Consider the following 21455-nt stretch of genomic DNA (forward strand, 5'->3'; position numbering starts at 1 on the left):
CTACTTGATAGTTTAGAGTCATACCACTACAGGGACATGACGAAGGGACGTTTAGTACTGTTTATTAATAGTAACTTCAACAGGTTGACCAAGTTCGACCACGCCACTTTCGCCGTGCCAGTCGTTATCTCTTGTTGATACGTTGCCGTCAGAATCAACTCGGACACGAACTACAAGCCTATCTAATGACGACAGCTTTTGACCTTGCAACATGGAGTTGCCATCATCCAATATCACTGTTCGAGGGAACGCCCCTAATGGGTAACGAGCGGCGGCCACTGGCATAGGGGAACCATCAGCACGGTGCACAGATACGATAAGAACACCATTCGGATCGACCTGAGCTTCTGGTGCCAGATTGATGGTAACTGCCACACTTTTATCTGGAGAGACTGGTGAGGCTGCTTCTCCCATCTGCTGGCGAGCACTGTCAATACTGCGAGAAAGCATCTCGTAACGGCTATCTTCAGGACCGATCATCTGCTGCATAATACCCCAGTATTTGATCGCAGCTGGATAATCCTGACGCTCAAAAGCATCAAATGCAAGTAGTGAGAACACACGCAAATCCACTTGATCTTGCTGAATTAATTTACCCAACAGAGAACGCGCTGTGTTCTGATCCATTTCCTCTTGAGAAAGCATCAACGCTTGTGCATAACCCAACATGATATCGGGATCTTGTGGTTCAAGATTATATGACTTCTCCATCGCATCAATCGCGGTGTTGACATCACGGTTTGCCAATGCGATACGGCCTAACAGTAACCAGCCGGTTGAGTCTTCTGGTTGGTAATGGAGACGTGTGCGCAATGCCAGCGTCAAATCCGCCATTTCATCATCACTCAAAGGCTCGGCTGAAGACGACATCAGTTTCTTCGATAGTGCTGGCAGGTTTGCTGACACTTCTTGCCACTTCACGACTTCTTGAGAAGCGCCAAATTTGTAATACAAACCATAGCTCAATGCGACCGTTAAAATCACAGAAGGAACGATGACCGCGACCGGGGAAACTTTTGTCTCCTGATGGCTTTTGTCTGCAGGAATATCATCCAGAAGAGATTGTTTCAGATCCGAGATTAAATCTTCCTTACTCTCGACCAAGCCTTCTTCAGCCTCTTCTTGAAGCTCAGTTAAACGATCTTTGTAAAACGCTTTATTGAGTTCGTCACGCAGTACATCATCATTATTCGCTTTTTGTTTGAGCAATGGCATTGCCACCAGTGCACAAGCAATCAGCGTAAGAACAACCGTAGAAATCCAAAATAGTGTCATTACTTGTTATCTCCGTTGTTCTCTTCCTCAAGCAATGCTTTCAGACGGGCTTCTTTTTGCTCGTCCCATTGTTCATCGCTATTTGCGACTGCTTTAGCTTTAGATTTACGACTACGAAGTACAATCAAAGCAAAACCGCCTAGCACAACAGCCAAAGGACCCAGCCACAAGATTGCCGTTGCAACCGTAAATGGTGGATTGTAGGTCACGAAGTTACCGTAACGTGCAACCATGTAATCTACGATTTCTTGTTTCGATTTGCCCTCTTTCGTCATCTCATACACCTTATGGCGTAAGTCTTGAGCTAACTCGGCGTTAGAGTCAGAAATCGTGTTGTTCTGACATTTAGGGCAACGTAGTGTGTGGCTTAACTCTTTAAACTGCTGCTCTTGTTTGAGGTTGTCAAATTCATACACCTCGATAGCAGCTTGAGCTGCCAACGAGAATGTCAGCGCAGCGAACACAGCTAAAATCATCTTTCTCATAGCTTCGCCTCCTCAACCAATTGGTTGTACAGCGGTTCTAACGTGTCATTCCAGTTACGCGGATTGACATCACCCACATGTCGGTAACGAATCACACCGTTGGCATCAATGATGAATGTCTCCGGTGCGCCATAAACACCCAGATCCAGACCGAGCATACCGCTGCCGTCGAACAAACTGATAAGGTAAGGGTTACCTAAATCATTCAACCAACCTACGGCTTTAGTACGATCATCTTTGTAGTTCATACCGATAATCTTCACGCCTTTACCAGACAGTTCATTAAGATACTTATGCTCGGCAAAACAGGTTGGGCACCATGTTGCCCAAACATTTAGCAGTAAAGGTTCACCCTTGAATATTGATTGGTCGTACTGTTTACCCGGCTCAGCGAGGTCCTCGAGGTGAAACGCTGGCACAGTTTTACCCACCAACACGGACTCAAGTTTTGTCGGGTCATCACCCTCTTGATTTCGCATCAACTGGGTTGCAAAGATCCCCGCTAAAACCATGAAAGCGGCTAAGGGGATAAATAAGACTTTCTTATTCATATTGTGCGACTTGCTCCTTTGCCTTAGCGCTCTTCTTAGATGATTTCCGGAAGCGGTAACGCTTGTCAGAAATAGCCAGACCACCACCGATGGCCATGATCAAAGCACCAGCCCAAATCCAACGAACAAATGGTTTGTAGTAAATACGAACTGCCCACGAACGGTTGTCCTCCAAACGCTCGCCCATAGCAATGTACAGGTCACGAGTTACGCCACGATCAATCGCTGCTTCTGTCATCATCGACTTAGCCGTTCTGTAAAAACGTTTCTCAGCATGCAGTGTATTGATGTAGTTACCATTATGCGTGACTTCAAAGTCAGCAATGTAACCATCGTAGTTAGGGCCATCTTTATCACGCAGGCCATAGAAATAGAAATCGTAACCCTGGATCTGGAAGTGCTCTCCAGGTGCCAAACGCACATCACGTTCGATACTGTAGTTTTGCACCATTGAGATACCGATAACCGTCACTGCAAGACCAATGTGACCAAGCATCATCGCCCAATGGCTGCGTGGTAATTTGCCTACGCCTTCGACGAAGCTATGACGGTGCGTCGCACGTTCGTGTAGCTCAAAACCATGCATCGCTATGATCCAAATCGCCATTACCCAACCGATGTAAGCCATGATTTGGAAGAAATCAGCGAACAGATATACGCAAACCGCTGCTAATACCAATGCGGTCACCCCAGAAACAACCATCGGTTTAACGATTGACGACAACTGGTCTCGTTTCCAGCGAATAAGCGGACCGATACCTAACAAGAATGCAAACGGCATCATCAACCATGCAAACAACATGTTGAAGAATGGTGCACCGATAGAAACAGATCCCAGACCTATTTGCTTGTGAACCAGTGGCAATAACGTACCAACCAGCACAACAACAAGCGCAGCGATGAGAAATACGTTGTTCCCTAGCAGGACATTTTCTCGTGATACCAGGCTGAAGTTACCACGCACTCTAACTGATGCGCCTTTTACCGCGAACAGTAGTAGTGATCCGCCGATCACAAATACCAGGAAGCCAAGGATAAACATGCCGCGAGCTGGATCGGATGCAAACGCATGTACTGAGACCAAGATACCCGAACGTACCAGGAACGTACCCAGAAGACTCAAGGAGAATGCGGAGATCGCTAGCAGTACTGTCCACGCTTTAAACGTGCCACGTTTCTCTGTTACGGCCAGAGAATGCATCAGTGCTGTACCCGCTAACCAAGGCATAAAGGAAGCGTTTTCTACTGGATCCCAGAACCACCATCCACCCCAGCCTAACTCGTAGTACGCCCACCAAGAACCTAGTGCGATACCTAAAGTAAGGAATACCCAAGCCGCTGTTGTCCAAGGACGAGACCAACGTGCCCAAGCCGTATCAAGACGGCCTGTCATCAAAGAAGCAATCGCAAATGAGAACGCTACCGAGAAGCCTACATAACCCATGTAAAGCATAGGAGGGTGCACGATAAGACCCGGGTCTTGAAGCAGCGGGTTCAAGTCACGACCGTCGACAGGGAAGAAAGGTAAGGTACGCAGGAATGGGCTGGACGTGAAGATGATGAACATCAGAAATCCAACAGAGATCATCCCCATCACCGCAAGAACTCGCGCCACAGATTCTTGTGGCATGCCACGGCTGAATGTAGCAACAGAAACCGTCCAGGCCGCTTGGATTAGCACCCAAAGAAGTAATGAACCTTCATGCGCGCCCCAAACTGCGGTTAAACGGTAGTACCACGGCAATTGGCTGTTTGAGTTACTTGCTACGTATTGCAGCGTAAAGTCGTTGGTATAAAAACCCCAACATAAAATAAAGAAGGAGAACAGCAGCATGAGAAACATCGACCAAGATAGAGGTCGGGCTGTGTTCATCAACATGGTGTTGTTATTTGATGCACCCCATAATGGCAGTATGCTCAGCAGCACTGCCATCGCAAGCGATAATATGAGGGCAAAGTGACCGATTTCTGCAATCATTGGCCGCTTCCTTGTGTCTGCTCAGAGCTGTACTTCATCGGTTCATGCGTCTTTTCCATCGCTGCTGCGATTTCTGGTGGCATGTAATCTTCATCGTGTTTTGCCAGTACTTCAAACGCTTCGATAGTCGTCGCGTCACGCAAAACACCTTGTGCAACAATACCCTGCCCTTCGCGGAACAAATCTGGAAGAATACCGTCGTAAATGACGGTCACTTTAGGGCCTATATCGTGTAGGTCAAAACTTACTTTCAGAGAATCAGGATCACGACGAACCGAGCCATTCACCACCATACCACCGATTCGCAGGCGCTGGCCGACCTCAGGTTTCGTTCCATCCGCTTTACCATTTACCAGTTCCGTTGGAGTATAGAAAAGGTCCATGTTCTGGTTAAGCGCATAAAGCATCAAACCGATGGTCGCACTAATACCGACAAAGATAGCCAGCACAATTCCCAGCCTCTTTTTACGTCTCGGATTCATAAGGTGTTCTCCATATTCTTCGCTGCGTCAATACGAGCTTGACGGTCAATTTTTGCTTTCACTTCATTCAATAACGCATCACTGCGACGAAGGCTGGTGATTAAAAGAATCAGCATCGAAAGAAAAGTGATGCCGAACGAGCTCCATACGTATGATGCGTAGCCACCCATGGCCAAAAAGTCGCTCAGAGATTCAAAATACATCGTTAGCTACCTCACTGAGTTTTTTCAGTTGCGATTTGACGAACCCAAGGGCGGTGACCTTCTTTACTGATGATTTCATTTCTGAAACGCACCATGGTCACGGCACCGAAGAAGAACGCAAAACCAAAGATGTTCAGCAACAGAGGCCATAGCATGTCGGCTGAGATGGATGGTTGTTCAAATTTCGTGATCGTTGCGCCTTGATGTAGCGTGTTCCACCACTCAACCGAGAAGTGAATGATTGGTAAGTTCACGACACCAACGATCGCTAAAATACCTGCCGCTTTTGCCGCTGTCTTTTGATCATCAAAAGCGTGGTACAGAGCAATTACACCAAGATATAAGAATAGAAGAATAAGTTCGGAAGTAAGACGAGCATCCCACACCCACCAAGTGCCCCACATAGGTTTACCCCATACTGCGCCAGTCACCAATGCAATAAAGGTGTATACCGCACCGATAGGTGCCATCGCCAGAGCAGCCATGTCCGAAAGACGAACTTGCCATACCAAGCCAATAAATGCCGCAATCGCCATAGACAAGTAGGCGCCCATCGACCACATAGCGGATGGAACATGGATGTATATGATTCGGAAACTATCACCTTGTTGGTAATCTGAAGGCGCAAACGCCAACCCCCAAATCGTACCAGCCGTTAAGCATACGAGGGCCAATACAGAAAACCAAGGCAGGAATTTACCGCTAAGACGGTAAGCTGCTTCAGGCTTAGCGTAAGGATGTAGCCATTTCCACATGTTTAGTTCTCACTCTTACTTTAAGGGGCACAGTCTAAAAGGTCGACACCATCGCTGTGCTTTAATCATTATGTAAGCCCTTATAAAAGGACTATTTGTTAATGTTAGTTAACACTAACCCGCAACGCTGCACTGATTGCAAATGGTGTGAATGTTATCGCACCCATCAGCATCGCACCGAGAATCGCTAGTTGGCCGTTATACGCTACACCAAGCGCCGCAGCATCAATAGCAGACGTTGCAAAAATCAGAATTGGGATATAGAGCGGGAGAACAAGTAAACTCAAAAGAACACCGCCCTTTTGTAACCCAACGGTCAGCGCCACACCAATGGCACCGATAAAACTTAGCGCTGGAGTGCCTATACATAATGTGAGCACAACCGCCAGCCAAGTATCGAAATCAAGAGAAAGCAAAACCGCTAACAAAGGGCTAATCAAGATTAGAGGCAACCCCGTCAACAACCAGTGAGCTATGACCTTTGAAATCACGACAAGTTGCAATGGAATTGGCATGAGCATCATTTGCTCCAAAGCACCATCTTGAAAATCATCACGAAATAGACGCTCCAATGATAATAATGCAGACAACAATGCAGCAACCCAAACAATGCCTGCTGAAATACGTGCTAACAAATTAGGTTCAGGGCCAATACTAAGCGGAAACAAAGTGATAACGATGATAAAGAACCAAAGTGGGTTCAAAATGTCGGCTTGACGGCGATAGGCAATCAAGAGTTCACGACGGATAATTGTGTTCATGGAAGAAATCATTTCAATCACCCAGTTTTATTTTTCTAAGTTTCGGGCTGTCGGAAAACATATCTTGGTGTGTGGTCAGAATCACAATACCGCCATTGTCTGCGTGATTGGCAAACAACGCTTCTAACACCTTAACGCCTTGCTTATCGATCGCGGTAAGTGGCTCATCCAGAATCCACAAGATCTGTTTGCTGAGCCAGAGTCTCGCCAGCGCTACGCGGCGTTGCTGACCGGCTGAAAGCTGTGCTACGGGAATATCTTCTCTCCCCGCTAACCCTACTTGCGTCAACGCGATAAAGATCTCGTCATCTGAGGTGTGATTATTATGAATGGACTGGTAAAAACGTAAGTTTTCTAATGCGGTTAGTTCACGCTTCACGCCAGTTTGATGCCCTAGAAACAGCAAATCCCGGTGAAAGACATCACGAGACTTTTCAACCTCTTCTCCCTTCCATTTGATGATGCCATCCTCTCTGTCACCTAACCCGGTCACAATACGTAGAAGCGTCGTTTTGCCTGTGCCATTTCGCCCTTCAATCTGGACTAGTTCGCCTGGTTTGATTTCAAATTTCAGGTTTTCAAACAGGACCCTTTCATCTCGGATCGCAGTAAGGTTAGACACTTCTAACATAGGGCTTCAACTAAATAATGAACGAGCGGTTATATTAGCACAGCTTAGTTAAGACGAAACAGGACAAGAGGTCAGAGATGTAAGTAAGTTCATGAATTTTTGTTAACTTACTTACACAATCCGATAAATTTAACTATAAATGGTTATATACCTTAATAACCATAGAACCTTAATTTCATAAGAGGCAAAAACGTACGGTTTTGGTGATCTGAATGAGAAAAAGAAGCCGAAGCTTCTTTTTATTCTAACGCCTTCTTCCATCTAGTGAATAACTTGGTTCTTCAGATGGGTGGCTACTTAGTGACGGAATCTTCTCTTTACCTGCCAGCTTTTTCTGCAGCGACAACATGAGTTCAGCTTCCGCTTTTGGCAGTTCGCACTCTTCGATCAGCTCGTTGATATCAGCGCCCAGCTGAACCATTTTAGAAGCACGACTATACATACGGCCATCCGTGTCAGCGTGTTCCAGCTCGCGGATGCGCTCATTAAGATGCTGAATAATGTCCTGTTGTTCTGTGACCTTTTGTCCAAGACCCACAACCACAGATCGAACTTCCAACAACTGTTTGTTCAGTTTCTGTACGTCTTTATCTACTTGCCGAGCTTGTACACGCTGCTGGTCAATTTTGTTTTTCAAACCTGCGCGAATAGGCAATTGCAAAACAAGCAGCACAAACACAATGAAAGCGACACCACCAGCAATGAAAGGTACAGATAAAAAATTCACTTCAGCCATGATCATTCAACCAATTACAGATGAGCCATATCATCCCATTCGTCATCCGTTAGGAGCTTATTCAAATCAACGAGGATAAGAAGCTTACCATCGCGGTTGCTGACACCTTGAATGAACTTCGCACTCTCATCAGTACCAACTGAAGGGGTTGTATCAATTTCAGAAGAACGCAGATAAACCACTTCCGCTACGCTGTCGACCAGAATACCGATAACCTGACGCTCAGATTCGATAACAATGATACGTGTATGATCAGTCACTTCGCCTTCTACCAGACCGAAACGTGAGCGAGTATCGATAACAGTGACTACGTTACCACGCAGGTTAATGATACCCAACACGTAATCTGGCGCACCTGGAACGGGTGCAATCTCGGTATAACGAAGTACCTCACGCACCTGCATCACATTAATGCCGTACGTTTCTTCTTCTAGCTGGAACGTCACCCACTGAAGAACTTCGTCATTCGTTGCATCTTTCTTCACTTCTACATTAAAAGCTTGAGACATAATTAACCCTCGTTAATGTCGTTCCCGACTTTATTCTAATTCATTGATTTGACGTCTAAACCAGCGTTTAGCATGTCAATAAGTGCCTGGACGTGAATCAAAGCACACATTTTTTCCTTCACCATGCCCGCTAGCCAAGGGCGCTTTCCCGCCTGTTCACGCCAGCGAACTTTGTCGACATTGAGCGTCTCAGTTCCCATTAACTGGTTACTGGCCAACCCCCACATGCTTTCACCAAGCATCACGACGTATTGGTAATTATCTTTGTATTGTTGATCGCGAAGCTTATCGGCCATCACCCACCTGGCCGTATCAACCACATCAAACTTGTGCTCGCGATTAGTCTGCAGACCTAAGTACCAAGAGGGTTTACCAATCAAATGGTTGAGTTCGGTGATTCGATGAATACCGCCCAGCTCATCAAGAGGTACCGCAAACATGACTTCGTTGACATCAAAGTAAAGAACTTGGAAGTTGCCCGTTCGCTGGGTGCTTTCCCTCGAGTATGGTAAGGCTGAGCCTGTTAGCGTTTCAGGCTCTGCAGCTACTTGTGGTTTGCTTTCGATGACTCGCTCAACATCTGGCTCTGTCACAAGAGTTTCTGGCTGAATTTCAGCAACCGGCTCTTCGATAACCCACTCCTGAATTTCCTCAGACGTGTCAGCCAATTGTTCAAACGATGGAATATCATCTGTCATCGCTGGCTTAGTTTGCTTAGTTTGCTTTGCAATAGCAGTGGTGTTCTGTGCAAGAATGTCATCGATGTCTAACTCGTCGACCACGTTAGTGGACTCAAGCTGACTTAATAAGCGTTCTACATCCTCTAGGTTTGGGGCTTCCAACTCCTGAGAGTAAGATTCCCGATATGGATAAGAGTCCCCCCCTGCAGACTCCAGTTCTATTTCTGGCTCTGGCTCTGACTCTGGCTCTGGCTCTGGCTCTGGCTCTGGCTCTGGCTCTGCAGATAATAATTCCTGAGCAAGCAAATCCAGCTCTTCTTCAGAATCGTCTGCTTCCAATTCTTCACCAAGCAAAGCGCAGAAGTAATCATCGAGCGCTTGCTCACTGGAAAGAACGTCATGATTACTCATCGAGCGACAACCTCTCCAAATAAATCAGCAACTGCTTGTAAGCAAATACACCACGACTGCCCGATGCAAAATGTGAAGCTGGTAAGTTCTTCAAGCTTGCATCTCGGAACTTGGTATCGATCGGCACTGCAGATGTCCACACCTGATTCGGATAGTCCTGTTTCAGTTGTGTCAGCGTCTGTAACGAAGCGCGGGTACGTTTGTCGTACATGGTTGGCACTATCGTGACTTTAAAACCATCCGGACGTGACTTCTGCATGATGGTCAGGGTGCGTATCATGCGCTCAAGACCTTTCATCGCTAAGAACTCAGTCTGAACCGGGATCAAAATACGGTCACTGGCAGCCAATGCATTGACCATCATCACACCAAGAATCGGCGGACAGTCGATCAACACGTAATCGTAATCTTTTGCAACGGCTTTAAGCGCACGCTTTAAAATAAGCCCCATACCACTGCGGTTACCCATAACGCGATCCAGTGTCGCGAGGGACATGTGTGCCGGTATGATGTCCATGCCTTCCAACTCAGTTTTTATGATCAACGGTTTCACCGTTTCTCGCGTGAACGCCTTGAGTTGAAACAGGTCGAACAAACTGGATGCCACATTATCTGAGTCATAACCAAGATACGTTGTCAGTGATCCATGCGGATCAGTATCGACCATAAGCACCCGGTGACCTTTCTGACTTAACAGACCGGCTAATGTCACTGTGGAAGTGGTTTTGCCCACACCACCTTTTTGGTTAGCTACACTCCAAACAATCATGATCTGTCCTACGCTAACCCCACTTCCACCAGCATGCGCTCAGCAATACGGTCGAGCGGTAAATCTTCAGATGAAATCCCCGCTTTCGCGACAGCTTGGGGCATGCCGTATACCACACAACTTTCTTCGTCTTGTGCCCAAATGGTTGCGCCCGCTGATTTCAACATGCGTGCACCTTCACGACCATCAGCTCCCATACCGGTAAGTACCAGAGAGAGCACTTTATCTCCGTACACTTTCGCAGCAGAGCCGAAGGTGACATCGACACACGGTTTGTAGTTCATACGGTCACCGCCATCAATGATACGCAGGCGAGCCGCACCAGCACGGCCATCAACCATCATCTGCTTTCCACCAGGAGCGAGGTAAGCAACACCCGCTTGCAATACGTCACCATCTTGCGCTTCTTTCACTTGTATCTTGCACAACGTGTTCAAACGGCTGGCAAATGCGGCGGTAAAAGTGGCAGGCATATGCTGGATCAAAACAATAGGATGCGGATAATTCGCAGGCAGATTCGTCAAAATCTTTTGCAGCGCGACAGGCCCTCCGGTGGACGTACCAATGGCTGTCAGATAATACCTTTTTCCTGATGCGCGAAACTTCGCAGCAGCAGATCGCGGTGCAGCGGCAGTTAAGCCCGGAGAACGGGTCGTAAGGGGCCGAACCGAAGATGTCGCCCCGACCGATACGGTTCGTGCGACGGGTCGACGTAAAAATGCTCGTTTGGACGCGATCTGAATGACGCGCTGCTGAAGTAGCGATACTGCTTCATCACGGTTACGTGCAATGTCTTCAAATTTTTTCGGTAAGAAATCCAGTGCGCCCGCATCGAGCGCATCAAGGGTTGCTTTCGCCCCATCATGTGTCAGGGACGAAAACATCAGGATTGGCGTTGGAGACACAGCCATGATTTCACGCACAGCAGTAATGCCATCCATAACTGGCATTTCAATATCCATGGTAATGACATCAGGCTTGAGAGCTTTGGCTTTTTCTACCGCTTCTCTGCCGTTAACCGCAACGTCAATTACCTCCAGGCGCGATTCTGAGTTGATGATTTCGCTAACGCGACGACGGAAAAAACTTGAATCATCAACGACTAGTACTTTAATCGCCATTTTATTCCTTTTCTAAACGTCAGCTTTGCTTAGATGCGTGAAGCCGATGCGTATCGCTTAAGTAAATCTGGCACATCAAGAATCAATGCGATGTGACCATCACTAGTGATAGTCGCACCCGCCATACCAGGCGTACCTTGCAATAATTTATCCAGCGGTTTGATGACCACTTCTTCTTGCCCTATCAGCGTATCAACGACAAAACCAACACGTTGACTGCCTATCTGAACAATGACAACGTGACCGTGGCCAGTACGCTCCTGAACTCGAGGAGACTTAGTCGCCAGCCAGTTTTGCAGATAGAACAATGGAATCGATTTATCACGAACAATAATCGTCAGCTGACCATCCACCACATTCGTGCGACTTAAATCTAAATGGAAGATTTCATTAACCGATGCCAACGGTAACGCAAACGGATGGCCACCGACACCAACCATCAGGGTTGGTAAGATCGCTAATGTTAGCGGCACTTTGATGGTAATTTTAGTGCCTTTGCCTAGTTCAGAATCGATATCGATGGAACCATTGAGGGTATTGATTGCGGTTTTCACCACATCCATCCCAACGCCACGACCAGAGATATCAGAGATCTTCTCTTTGCTTGAGAAACCCGGCGCAAAAATTAAGTTGAAACACTCTTTGTCAGTCAGGCGAGCAGCGGCATCTTCATCCATCATGCCGCGTTTGACGGCAATACCACGAAGTTTGTTCGGATCCATGCCGCCACCGTCATCGACGATCGCCAGCTCAATGTGATCCCCTTCCTGAGATGCAGAAAGAATCACTTTACCTGTCTGCGATTTACCTGCTTTTACACGGTCATCTGGCATTTCAATGCCATGGTCTACCGAGTTACGAACCAAGTGGATCAATGGATCGGCCAGCGCCTCAACCAGGTTTTTATCGAGATCCGTTTCTTCACCACGCATTTCCAGCACAATGTCTTTATTCAGGTTACGCGCCAAGTCTCGAACGACACGCGGGAAGCGGCCAAACACTTTTTTGATTGGCTGCATGCGCGTCTTCATTACCGCACCTTGCAGGTCAGCGGTTACAACGTCTAAGTTCGCCACCGCTTTCGACATTTCTTCATCGTTGCTATTTAAGCCAAGACTTAATAAACGGTTACGCACCAACACTAACTCACCGACCATATTCATGATGGTATCAAGCGTTGAGGTATCAACACGTACTGTTGCATCCGCTTGTGGCTTTTTAACCGCAGGTGCCGAAACTTTAGTGTCTTCTTTTACTACGACGGGTTGCGCTTGAGGCTGTGGTGCAGCAACTGGTGCTTTCGGCGTTTCTGCTTTTACGTTTGCAGATGCCGGCTTAGTCGCCATATCGAGTTCTTCAACCGACGGTCCTTTTCCCGTTCCATGCAGTTCATCCAGTAATTTCTCAAACTCTTCATCCGTCATCAAATCACTGTCACTGGAGGATACGTCACTTATTGGAGTCACAGGTTCCAGCGCTTTTGGTGGCTCAACTGGAGCTGTCATCGAATTCGATGGGCTCTTTCCTACACCATGAAGTTCATCAAGCAGACGTTCAAATTCGTCATCAGTAATATCACCGCTATCACTCACAGAGGCGCTAGCTTGTGCTGTCGCAGTAGGGACAGATTTAGCCACACCAGGTGCAGCGCCCTTTCCGTGCAGTTCATCCAATAACTTTTCGAATTCGTCTTGAGTAATTTCGTCCACAGAACCAACACTTGAATCTGCTGCAGGCGCAGCGTGCCTTTCAATAACAAGATCAGGAATCACTGGTTCTGGTGCGGAGACAGACGCGGTACACGCTGTGGTAAGCTCATCGCTTTCTGACTCTGGTTTGCATAAGCGGTGGAGATCTTCAAGAAGTTCAGGGTCTGCCGCGACAGGCACTTCACGCTCTTGTACTGCCTGGAACTGAGTATTGACCGTATCTAGCGCCTTTAGCATGGTATCCATAAGCTTTGGCGTAACGGAACGTTGACCATTTCTCAATACGTCAAATACGTTCTCCGCACCATGGCAAGTATCAACCAGCTCAGTCAATGAAAGGAAGCCTGCGCCCCCTTTTACCGTATGAAATCCTCGAAAAATAGCATTAAGTAAGTCTTTGTCATCAGGGTTGTTTTCCAATTCTACCAACTGCTCAGAAAGCAACTCGAGAATTTCCCCAGCTTCAATGAGGAAGTCCTGAAGGATATCTTCGTCTAAATCGTAGCTCATACGTTACCTTTAAAATCCAAGACTGGACAACAAGTCATCGACTTCGTCCTGCGATGAAACCGCATCTTCTCTCAATTCAGCATGAAGAATTGGGCCCTCGGCTTCACTAGATGGTTTCACCTTTTTATCGGCAGGTTTCGCCAAAACTTGAGCCTGTTCTTCTGGTTTGTTGCCAGAGAAAACGGTGAGGATATCGACTAAACGGCCTTCAACTTCATTCACCAATGTAATGACTCGGCGAATAATTTGGCCAGTTAAGTCCTGGAAATCTTGTGCCATGAGGATTTCAGTCAATTGACCGCGCAACTCAGTACTGTCACCTTCGACCTGAACGAGTAGTTCGTCGATCCGATGACAAAGTGATTTGAATTCGCTTAGCTCAATGCGACCGCGCATCAGTTCATTCCATTGAGGACGGACTTGTTGCAGGCAATCATTTAAGTTATCGGCAATCGGAAGACAGCAATCGACTGCATCCATCGTCTTATTGGCTGCCAGTTCCGTTTTCTCAATCACATAGTTCAGACGATCCCTGGCATCAGGGATTTCATCTTGCGCAATTTCGGTCATGCGCTGATCGAGATTGAACTGATTTAGTGAATCGTGAAGATCACGAGTTAAGGCTCCAATTTCTTGAAGCATTGGATTCTCGGTACCGTCATATAACGAGGCAACGAGCATATTAGCTTGCTCTTGTTGCCCGTTCTCTAGCATCTGAACGAGCGACTTCGCCTGCTCTAGTGAGATCATTCTGAATAGACCCTTTACGCTTAGTTCTTCTTTTCGCTTTGGGAAACGCTAATCGAGCCATTTTTGAGTATTTTTTATTTGGTATAAATGACTCGAATAACAAAGAGTAAGAGAGTTATAAACGCTCGAAAATTTTCTCTAGTTTTTCTTTTAATGTTGCAGCAGTGAATGGCTTCACGATGTAACCATTAACACCGGCCTGAGCAGCAGCGATGATCTGCTCGCGCTTGGCTTCAGCGGTGATCATCAGAACTGGAAGGTGCTTAAGATCAGCATCTGCTCGGATATGTTTAAGTAGATCGATACCTTGCATACCAGGCATGTTCCAATCCGTTACCACAAAATCGAAGTCACCTTTTTTCAGCATTGGTAAAGCAGTTAAACCGTCGTCTGCTTCCTGCGTGTTATTGAAACCCAAATCACGAAGCAGGTTTTTAACAATACGGCGCATTGTTGAGAAATCGTCAACAATAAGGATCTTCATGTTTTTATTCAAAATTGCCTCCACTGAATCGTAAGTCAGTGTTTTTAATTATTTTGTGTCCACGCACTGAGCTTGGTGCGTAAACGTTGCATCGATTGACTCAGTATTTGACTTACGCGAGATTCGCTTACACCCAATACATCGCCAATCTCTTTTAAATTCAGTTCTTCGTCATAATAAAGTGAAAGAACCAAAGCTTCGCGCTCCGGAAGCTGTTTTATTGACTCAACCAGTGCATTACGAAACGACTCATCGGCTACGCCTTTAAACGGGTTGCTGTCATCGCTTTCGTCAGCAGGTGAAATTACGTCATCCGAAACACCTAAATCCTCAATACCGACTAACTTTGAGCAGTTTATATCGGTTAATGCACTATGGTATTGATTTAGTGACATCCCGAGATGCGCTGCTACTTCCGAGTCACTCGGGTCACGATTCAGAATGCCTTCCAGCTCTGCGATCGCCTGATTAATTTCGCGATTATTTTTATGGACAGATCGCGGTACCCAGTCGCCTTTACGCATGTCGTCTAACATTGCTCCGCGAATACGGATACCAGCATACGTTTCAAAGCTCGCACCTTTAGTACCATCGTAATTCTGCTGAGCTTCGATAAGACCAATCATGCCAGCCTGAATTAAATCCTCTACCTGAACACTTGGCGGTAAACGACCTAAAAGGTGATGAGCAATACGCTTAACTAACACAGAGTAACGCTCAATGAACGCCTGCTGACTATTGAATTTACCGTGTTGGTTATAGGTTACTGCATTATTCACCAAACGGATCCTCTATGAACTCGCTACGACTTAGCAGCCTTTCAACAAAAAACTCCAAGTGTCCGCTCGGGGTTTTCGGAATTGGCCACGTTAACGCCTTGTTTGCTAATGAGCTGATCGCTAAAGCTGCTGGCGAGCGTGGATACGCATCTACGACAATTTTTTGTCGTTTAACTGCCTGCCGTACGTTATCGTCTAACGGAATACAGGCGACCAGCTCAAGACTTACACTCAAGAATCGCTCAGTGACAAGCGTCAGTTTCGCAAACAATTCACGCCCTTCACGGTAGCTACGAACCATGTTCGCAACCACTTTAAAGCGTTGAACCTGATGCTCTTTGCTCAGCAATTTAATTAACGCGTACGCATCCGTGATTGAGGTTGGTTCATCACACACCACCACCACTACATCTTGAGCCGCACGTGAAAAACTGATCACCATGTCAGAAATACCTGCCGCAGTATCAATCAGCAGGACATCCATTTCGTCTTCAAGACTACCAAAAGCACGAATGAGTCCGGCATGTTGAGCATGAGACAGTTCGGTCATGCTCTGCGTGCCAGAAGTTGCCGGGATTACCTTAATGCCGTAAGGGCCTTCAGCAATCGCATCTTTCAGCTCACATTCACCCGCCAGGACATGTCCTAAGTTACGCTTTGTACGGATACCAAGCATGACGTCGACATTAGCCAGACCTAAGTCTGCATCGAGAACCATCACTTTTTTGCCTTGACGAGCCATAGAGATCGCCAAACCCAGTGTTACGTTTGATTTTCCCACACCACCTTTACCACCAGTAACAGCAATTACCTTGGTCAATGATGGCTGTGTTAAGCGACGGAGGCCGCTTGCTTGATCATGTATCATATTCTCAGTCATAGTAATCCGCCGCCCTAGAGTCCTTCGCTGTCACTGTTCCAAAAGTGAGGTTCGTTCTCTGTCGACTTCTCTAACAGTTCATTTGCTTTCGCAAGCATGTATTTTGGTTGTGCTATCACAATGTCTTCTGGTACGCGCTGGCCATTAGCGATGTAAGCCACTGGCAGTGCATTCTGAATCACCACACTGATGAATTCGCCTAAACTTAGTGATTCATCAAGTTTAGTCATAATACAGCCCGACAGTGGAATACGTCTGAAATGTTCCAGCGTTTCTTGGAGAACGCGACGTTGTGCGGTAGCGGGCAAAACAAGGTAGCTGTGAATCACTTCTCCGCTCTCTTGCATCAGGGTATCGAGTTGCTCAGTCAGCCTCACATCTCGTTGCCCCATCCCTGCCGTATCAACCAAAATCAATCTTCTGTTTCGTAGCTGATATATTACATCGGCTAACTCTTTAGAATCTTTAGCAACTCTTACAGGACAACCCATAATTCTCCCGTAAATTGAAAGCTGCTCATGTGCACCAATACGATAAGTATCGGTTGTCACCAGTGCGACATTGTCTGCACCGTATTCCATGGCGGCACGTGCCGCAAGCTTTGCCACTGTGGTCGTTTTTCCGACACCAGTAGGACCAAGCAGGGCAACCACACCACCACGTTTTAAAATATCTTGCTTGGGAATCTGGATTTGATCCGCCACGAGTGAGAGTAACGCCTTCCATGCTCGCGCTGGTTTGGTGTCTTCTGGAATATAACACGCCATTTGATCCGCTAATTCCGGGGACACCCCCATTCGCTCCAGACGTTTGATAAGCATGGCTCTTAGCGGTTCACGACGCTCTACTTCTTGCCACATCAATCCCGAAACCTGATGCTCCAAAAGACGACGAATAGAGGTCATCTCTTCACGCATGTTTTCCAGCTCAGACACCGACTCATCACGTGAGTCAGAAGGTTTGCGTCTATCATAACGTGTTGGGTCAAGCTTCGGCGTCGGACGCTCAAAACGGTCATCCTGAGCAATCAGTTTTGCTAACGGGGAATCTGGTTGATAAGGAGCTGGCTTTTCTTGATTGTAACCATCGCGATGTTTGGTTTGACGTTGTAACAACGCTGACAAAGAGTCTTCGTTTTCTGCGACGTGCTCTCCAGAATCAGAACCACCGCCACTGTACTGCTTAAGCATGCTCGCAAAACGCTGCGTCATTGAACCTGATTTTTCGTTCGTTTTATTACTTCTCAGGCTAATTTTATCGTCATCTAAGCTGCGTTCCTGAAAACGACCAGTTAACGATGATGACATTTGACGATGTTCGTTAAAGCGATTCGATTGGGAAGCTCCACGATTCAATTGCGCAGAAGTATTGGGTAAAGACGGATTAGCATCGCTATCAATCGCCGCAACAATAGCTACTCCACCTGCCACTTTCTTATTCGACATGATTACCGCTTCCGCACCCAACTCCTCTTTTACTTGGAGCAGCGCTGTTCGCATGTCTTTGGCAAAAAATCGCTTTATTTTCAAACTATGAGTCCATTAATGATGCGTGAGATTAGTTACCCACGGCTTGCACAATTCTTATCTGTTTTTCATCCGGAATTTCCTGATAAGACAGTACCCGGAGATTAGGTATTGTGTTCTTCACAAATTTAGCCAATGTGGAACGCAGCACGCCAGAAGTCAGCAGAACGGCAGGTTCGCCTTTTAGCTCTTGCTCTTGCGTTGCCCGGCTTAGTGAAGATTGCATTCGCTCAGCAAGTCCCGGTTCAATGCCCGCAGATTCACCGCCTGATGCTTGCATAGTTTGATGCAATATTTGTTCCAGCTCCGGAATCAGGGTAATCACTGGCAACTCTGGCTCTATTCCATTGATTTCCTGAACAATTAGGCGTTTAAGACTGATGCGCGCTGCTGCCGTTAAGATGTCGGGATCTTGACTCTTACTTGAGTACTCGGCCAACGTTTGGACGATGGTACGGATATCACGAATCGGAATCGCTTCATTGAGCAGATTTTGCAACACTTTCACCACCACACCCAGTGGCAGCTGATCCGGTACAAAACTCTCCACCAGCTTAGGCGCACTTCGACCAAGCATCTCCAACAGGTTCTGGACCTCTTCGTGACCAATCAACTGCGCAGCGTTGTTGGTGAGCAGTTGACTGAGGTGTGTTGCAAGAACGGTTGATGAGTCGACCACCGTGTAGCCCAGTGCCTGTGCATGCTCTCGTTGATCTTCACGAATCCATACCGCTTCCAGTCCAAAAGCAGGGTCCATCGTCGGCTCACCATCAATCATGCCGTATACCTGACCAGGGTTAATGGCAAGTTCTTGATCCGGTCGGATTTCAGCCTCACCGACAGCGACACCCATTAAAGTGATTCGGTAGCTGTTTGGTGTCAGCTCAAGGTTGTCCCTAATGTGTACCGCAGGAATGAGAAAACCGAAATCCTGAGAGAGCTTTTTACGCACGCCTTTGACACGTTCGAGCAATTCACCACCTTGGTCCCTGTCCACCAGTGGAATCAAGCGATAGCCAACTTCCAAACCGATAATATCGACGGGTTGCACGTCGTCCCAGGAGAGCTCACGCTGGGAAATTGGCTCGCTACCATCTTGTGCTTTTTCCGGCAGTGCTGGCTCTTTCGCTTTCTGTTTTTGACGCTTGTCGATGAAGTAAGCGCCCGCTCCGGCCGTGACGGCTAAAGACAGAAACGCAAAGTGCGGCATTCCCGGAACAATACCCATCACACCGAGAATTGCGGCCGTGATCATCAGCGCTTTCGGATTATCGAACATTTGGAAAATCAACTGCTCGCCCATGTCTTCATCGGTGTTTTGACGTGTGACCATCATGGCAGCGGCAATCGACAGCAATAACGACGGGATCTGTGCAACCAGACCATCACCAATGGTCAGCAAAGTGTAGATTTCAATGGCGTCACCAAAACCCAAACCGTATTGCGCCATACCGATGGAAAGACCACCAATGATGTTGATAAACAGAATTAGGATGCCGGCAATCGCATCCCCTTTTACAAACTTAGACGCACCATCCATTGAGCCGTAGAAATCAGCTTCTTTGGTCACTTCAAAACGGCGGACGCGCGCTTGTTCCTGATCGATGAGTCCCGCATTTAAGTCTGCATCAATTGCCATCTGCTTACCCGGTAAGGCATCCAGAGTAAAGCGAGCACTTACCTCAGAAATACGACCTGCACCTTTGGTCACCACCATAAAGTTAATGATCATCAAAATGAGGAAAACAACCAGACCAACGGCGTAGTTACCACCAATCACAACGTTACCAAATGCCTCGATGACGTTACCTGCCGCATCACCGCCTTCGTGGCCGTGTAACAGCACAACACGAGTCGAGGCGACATTCAGTGCGAGACGCAGCAGTGTGGCGATAAGCAGTACGGTAGGAAATGCAGCAAAGTCTAGCGGACGTCGGGTGTAAACCGTCACTAACAACACCACCATGGATAAGGCGATATTGAAGGTGAAAAACATATCCAGCAAGAATGCAGGGATTGGCAAAACCACCATTGCAAGGGTGGCTAAAACCATAACAGGTGCACCAATAGCTGGTATTTCACGCTGACGAATTCGTGGCAATTTATCTGCAAATGGCAGGCTTAACTTCATACTGCTAGGTATCTCAATCGATTTGAAGCATCACGTCAGTTGTAGGCTTTTACGCGACGACTTTTGCCTAAAAGTTTAGGTATTGTTGATAGTTATGACATTTTAAGCAATCTACGTACCATGATTGCGCCAAAATAATGACTAAACACTCGGCAAGTTCACAAACCACTGAATATGCAGATTTTTATTTGACGTTCAGTCAACGTTAGTGACGATATTCTGGTGGGATTGGCAAATCGTAATCCTGAAGCTTAGGCCTTTGGCCACCACGCTTGCGATACTGTTTTAACTGGAAGACAAATGCCAGGACCTGCGCCACTGCGGTAAACAATCCATCCGGAATTTCTTGTTCCAGTTCCGTGCTGTGGTACAACGCCCTTGCCAGTGGCGGCGCAGGGACAATAGTAATGTCATGTTCACGTGCCACTTCACGGATTTTCATTGCCATATGGTCAGTGCCTTTGGCAATAACAACGGGAGCTCGATCCGTTTTCTGCTTATAGCGCAGCGCGACCGAGAAGTGCTCCGGGTTGGTGATGATGACATCCGCTTGAGGTACATCGGCCATCATACGGCGCTGAGCAGCCTCCCTTTGCAACATGCGGATTCGACCTTTAACTTCGGGCTTACCTTCCGTCTCTTTGTATTCATCTTTGACCTCTTGCTTGGTCATTTTCAGTTGTTCTGAGTGTTGCCAGATCTGGAACGGAATGTCTATCGCGACCACGATCAGCAGTGAACAACTGATCAGCAAGACAAAGTTCAACAAGATATCGAGAGCATGGAAAATGTTCTGCGGGTAAACATCCATACTTAACTGGATCAAATCCGCTTGCGAAGCCTGAATCAAATAGATGGCGATCCCAGTGACCAACACAACTTTGAGGATCGATTTAATCAGTTCAACCCAACTTTGCATGCCAACCATACGCTTGAGGCCGCTAAGCGGATTCATTTTTGATAACTTAGGCATTGCTGCTTCGGCGGAAAAGCTGATGCCACCGACGCCAGCCGCGCCGATCAAGGCCGCGACAAATAAGGTGATCAAAATAAGAAATAGCGGGAAAAGTAAATTTGTCATCGCGCCTAATGCGATATCAAACAACTTTGCGGTATCGAAGATTTCATCTCGGGTCAGGTTAAATAGCCGGCTCATAATGGAAAATAACGAGCGCGCTAATGCCTCGCCAAACCACATCAACGAGATCGCGCCAACGATCAGCACTAACGCCGATGCAAGTTCTTTGGAACGAGCGACCTGCCCCTTTTCTCTGGCTTGTTGTAACCGTCGGGGCGTGGCTTCTTCGGTGCGTTCCTGACCGTCTGACTCTGCCAAATC

22 protein-coding genes are annotated in these 21455 nt (G+C 47.1%); all 22 read right to left on the bottom strand.

Annotation, left to right across the window (positions count from 1 at the left end):
* Positions 1-51 precede the first annotated feature (51 nt).
* Positions 52-1275, bottom strand: coding sequence for a c-type cytochrome biogenesis protein CcmI (gene ccmI / locus WJM94_RS14120; protein ID WP_444494834.1), 1224 nt, complete (start codon positions 1273-1275; stop codon positions 52-54).
* Complete coding sequence (locus WJM94_RS14125; RefSeq protein ID WP_444494835.1) at positions 1275-1760, bottom strand: cytochrome c-type biogenesis protein; 486 nt, start codon at positions 1758-1760, stop codon at positions 1275-1277. Before WJM94_RS14125 ends, ccmI begins: the two co-directional genes overlap by 1 nt.
* Positions 1757-2311 (bottom strand): DsbE family thiol:disulfide interchange protein, encoded by a 555-nt coding sequence (locus WJM94_RS14130; RefSeq protein ID WP_444494836.1) that lies wholly within the window; start codon positions 2309-2311, stop codon positions 1757-1759. Before WJM94_RS14130 ends, WJM94_RS14125 begins: the two co-directional genes overlap by 4 nt.
* Positions 2304-4289: a heme lyase CcmF/NrfE family subunit gene (locus WJM94_RS14135; RefSeq protein WP_444494837.1), complete on the bottom strand. Its 1986-nt coding sequence runs from the start codon at positions 4287-4289 to the stop codon at positions 2304-2306. The genes WJM94_RS14130 and WJM94_RS14135 overlap by 8 nt, the downstream gene beginning before the upstream one ends.
* Positions 4286-4771, bottom strand: a complete 486-nt coding sequence (gene ccmE, locus WJM94_RS14140) for a cytochrome c maturation protein CcmE (protein ID WP_444494838.1) — start codon at positions 4769-4771, stop codon at positions 4286-4288. Before ccmE ends, WJM94_RS14135 begins: the two co-directional genes overlap by 4 nt.
* Positions 4768-4974: a heme exporter protein CcmD gene (gene ccmD, locus WJM94_RS14145; protein ID WP_444494839.1), complete on the bottom strand. Its 207-nt coding sequence runs from the start codon at positions 4972-4974 to the stop codon at positions 4768-4770. The genes ccmE and ccmD overlap by 4 nt, the downstream gene beginning before the upstream one ends.
* A gap of 11 nt (positions 4975-4985) precedes the next feature.
* Positions 4986-5729 (bottom strand): heme ABC transporter permease, encoded by a 744-nt coding sequence (locus WJM94_RS14150; RefSeq protein WP_444494840.1) that lies wholly within the window; start codon positions 5727-5729, stop codon positions 4986-4988.
* Positions 5730-5833: 104 nt separating this feature from the next.
* Positions 5834-6502 carry a heme exporter protein CcmB gene (gene ccmB, locus WJM94_RS14155; RefSeq protein WP_444494841.1) on the bottom strand — a complete coding sequence of 223 codons (669 nt, stop codon included), beginning with the start codon at positions 6500-6502 and terminating at the stop codon, positions 5834-5836.
* Between the two features lies 1 nt (position 6503).
* The gene (gene ccmA, locus WJM94_RS14160) at positions 6504-7121 is read right to left on the bottom strand and encodes a cytochrome c biogenesis heme-transporting ATPase CcmA (protein WP_444494842.1); all 618 of its coding nucleotides are present in this window, start codon (positions 7119-7121) and stop codon (positions 6504-6506) included.
* 244 nt (positions 7122-7365) lie between these two features.
* A complete protein-coding gene (locus WJM94_RS14165; RefSeq protein WP_444494843.1) occupies positions 7366-7857 on the bottom strand; it encodes a DUF2802 domain-containing protein in 492 nt (163 codons plus the stop codon).
* Between the two features lie 14 nt (positions 7858-7871).
* Entirely contained in the window at positions 7872-8366 is a 495-nt protein-coding gene (locus WJM94_RS14170) for a chemotaxis protein CheW (protein WP_444494844.1), read from the bottom strand.
* A gap of 35 nt (positions 8367-8401) precedes the next feature.
* The gene (locus WJM94_RS14175) at positions 8402-9457 is read right to left on the bottom strand and encodes a chemotaxis protein CheW (RefSeq protein ID WP_444494845.1); all 1056 of its coding nucleotides are present in this window, start codon (positions 9455-9457) and stop codon (positions 8402-8404) included.
* Entirely contained in the window at positions 9450-10226 is a 777-nt protein-coding gene (locus WJM94_RS14180; RefSeq protein WP_444494846.1) for a ParA family protein, read from the bottom strand. Before WJM94_RS14180 ends, WJM94_RS14175 begins: the two co-directional genes overlap by 8 nt.
* Before the next feature lie 8 nt (positions 10227-10234).
* Positions 10235-11347 carry a protein-glutamate methylesterase/protein-glutamine glutaminase gene (locus WJM94_RS14185; RefSeq protein WP_444494847.1) on the bottom strand — a complete coding sequence of 371 codons (1113 nt, stop codon included), beginning with the start codon at positions 11345-11347 and terminating at the stop codon, positions 10235-10237.
* A 29-nt stretch (positions 11348-11376) separates the two neighbouring features.
* Entirely contained in the window at positions 11377-13566 is a 2190-nt protein-coding gene (locus tag WJM94_RS14190) for a chemotaxis protein CheA (RefSeq protein ID WP_444494848.1), read from the bottom strand.
* Between the two features lie 9 nt (positions 13567-13575).
* Positions 13576-14316, bottom strand: a complete 741-nt coding sequence (locus tag WJM94_RS14195; RefSeq protein WP_444494849.1) for a protein phosphatase CheZ — start codon at positions 14314-14316, stop codon at positions 13576-13578.
* Positions 14317-14431: 115 nt separating this feature from the next.
* The gene (cheY, locus tag WJM94_RS14200) at positions 14432-14800 is read right to left on the bottom strand and encodes a chemotaxis response regulator CheY (protein ID WP_444495109.1); all 369 of its coding nucleotides are present in this window, start codon (positions 14798-14800) and stop codon (positions 14432-14434) included.
* Between the two features lie 44 nt (positions 14801-14844).
* The gene (locus tag WJM94_RS14205; protein ID WP_444494850.1) at positions 14845-15579 is read right to left on the bottom strand and encodes an RNA polymerase sigma factor FliA; all 735 of its coding nucleotides are present in this window, start codon (positions 15577-15579) and stop codon (positions 14845-14847) included.
* The gene (locus tag WJM94_RS14210) at positions 15572-16459 is read right to left on the bottom strand and encodes a MinD/ParA family protein (RefSeq protein ID WP_444494851.1); all 888 of its coding nucleotides are present in this window, start codon (positions 16457-16459) and stop codon (positions 15572-15574) included. Before WJM94_RS14210 ends, WJM94_RS14205 begins: the two co-directional genes overlap by 8 nt.
* 14 nt (positions 16460-16473) lie before the next feature.
* Positions 16474-17988, bottom strand: a complete 1515-nt coding sequence (flhF, locus tag WJM94_RS14215; protein ID WP_444494852.1) for a flagellar biosynthesis protein FlhF — start codon at positions 17986-17988, stop codon at positions 16474-16476.
* A 28-nt stretch (positions 17989-18016) separates the two neighbouring features.
* On the bottom strand, positions 18017-20116 hold the full coding sequence (gene flhA / locus WJM94_RS14220; RefSeq protein WP_444494853.1) for a flagellar biosynthesis protein FlhA: 2100 nt from the start codon (positions 20114-20116) through the stop codon (positions 18017-18019).
* 205 nt (positions 20117-20321) lie between these two features.
* Positions 20322-21452 carry a flagellar biosynthesis protein FlhB gene (flhB, locus tag WJM94_RS14225; RefSeq protein ID WP_444494854.1) on the bottom strand — a complete coding sequence of 377 codons (1131 nt, stop codon included), beginning with the start codon at positions 21450-21452 and terminating at the stop codon, positions 20322-20324.
* Positions 21453-21455: the final 3 nt, after the last annotated feature.

It is taken from the genome of Vibrio sp. YIC-376, from assembly GCF_052353105.1.
In the GTDB taxonomy this organism is placed as follows: Bacteria; Pseudomonadota; Gammaproteobacteria; order Enterobacterales; family Vibrionaceae; genus Vibrio.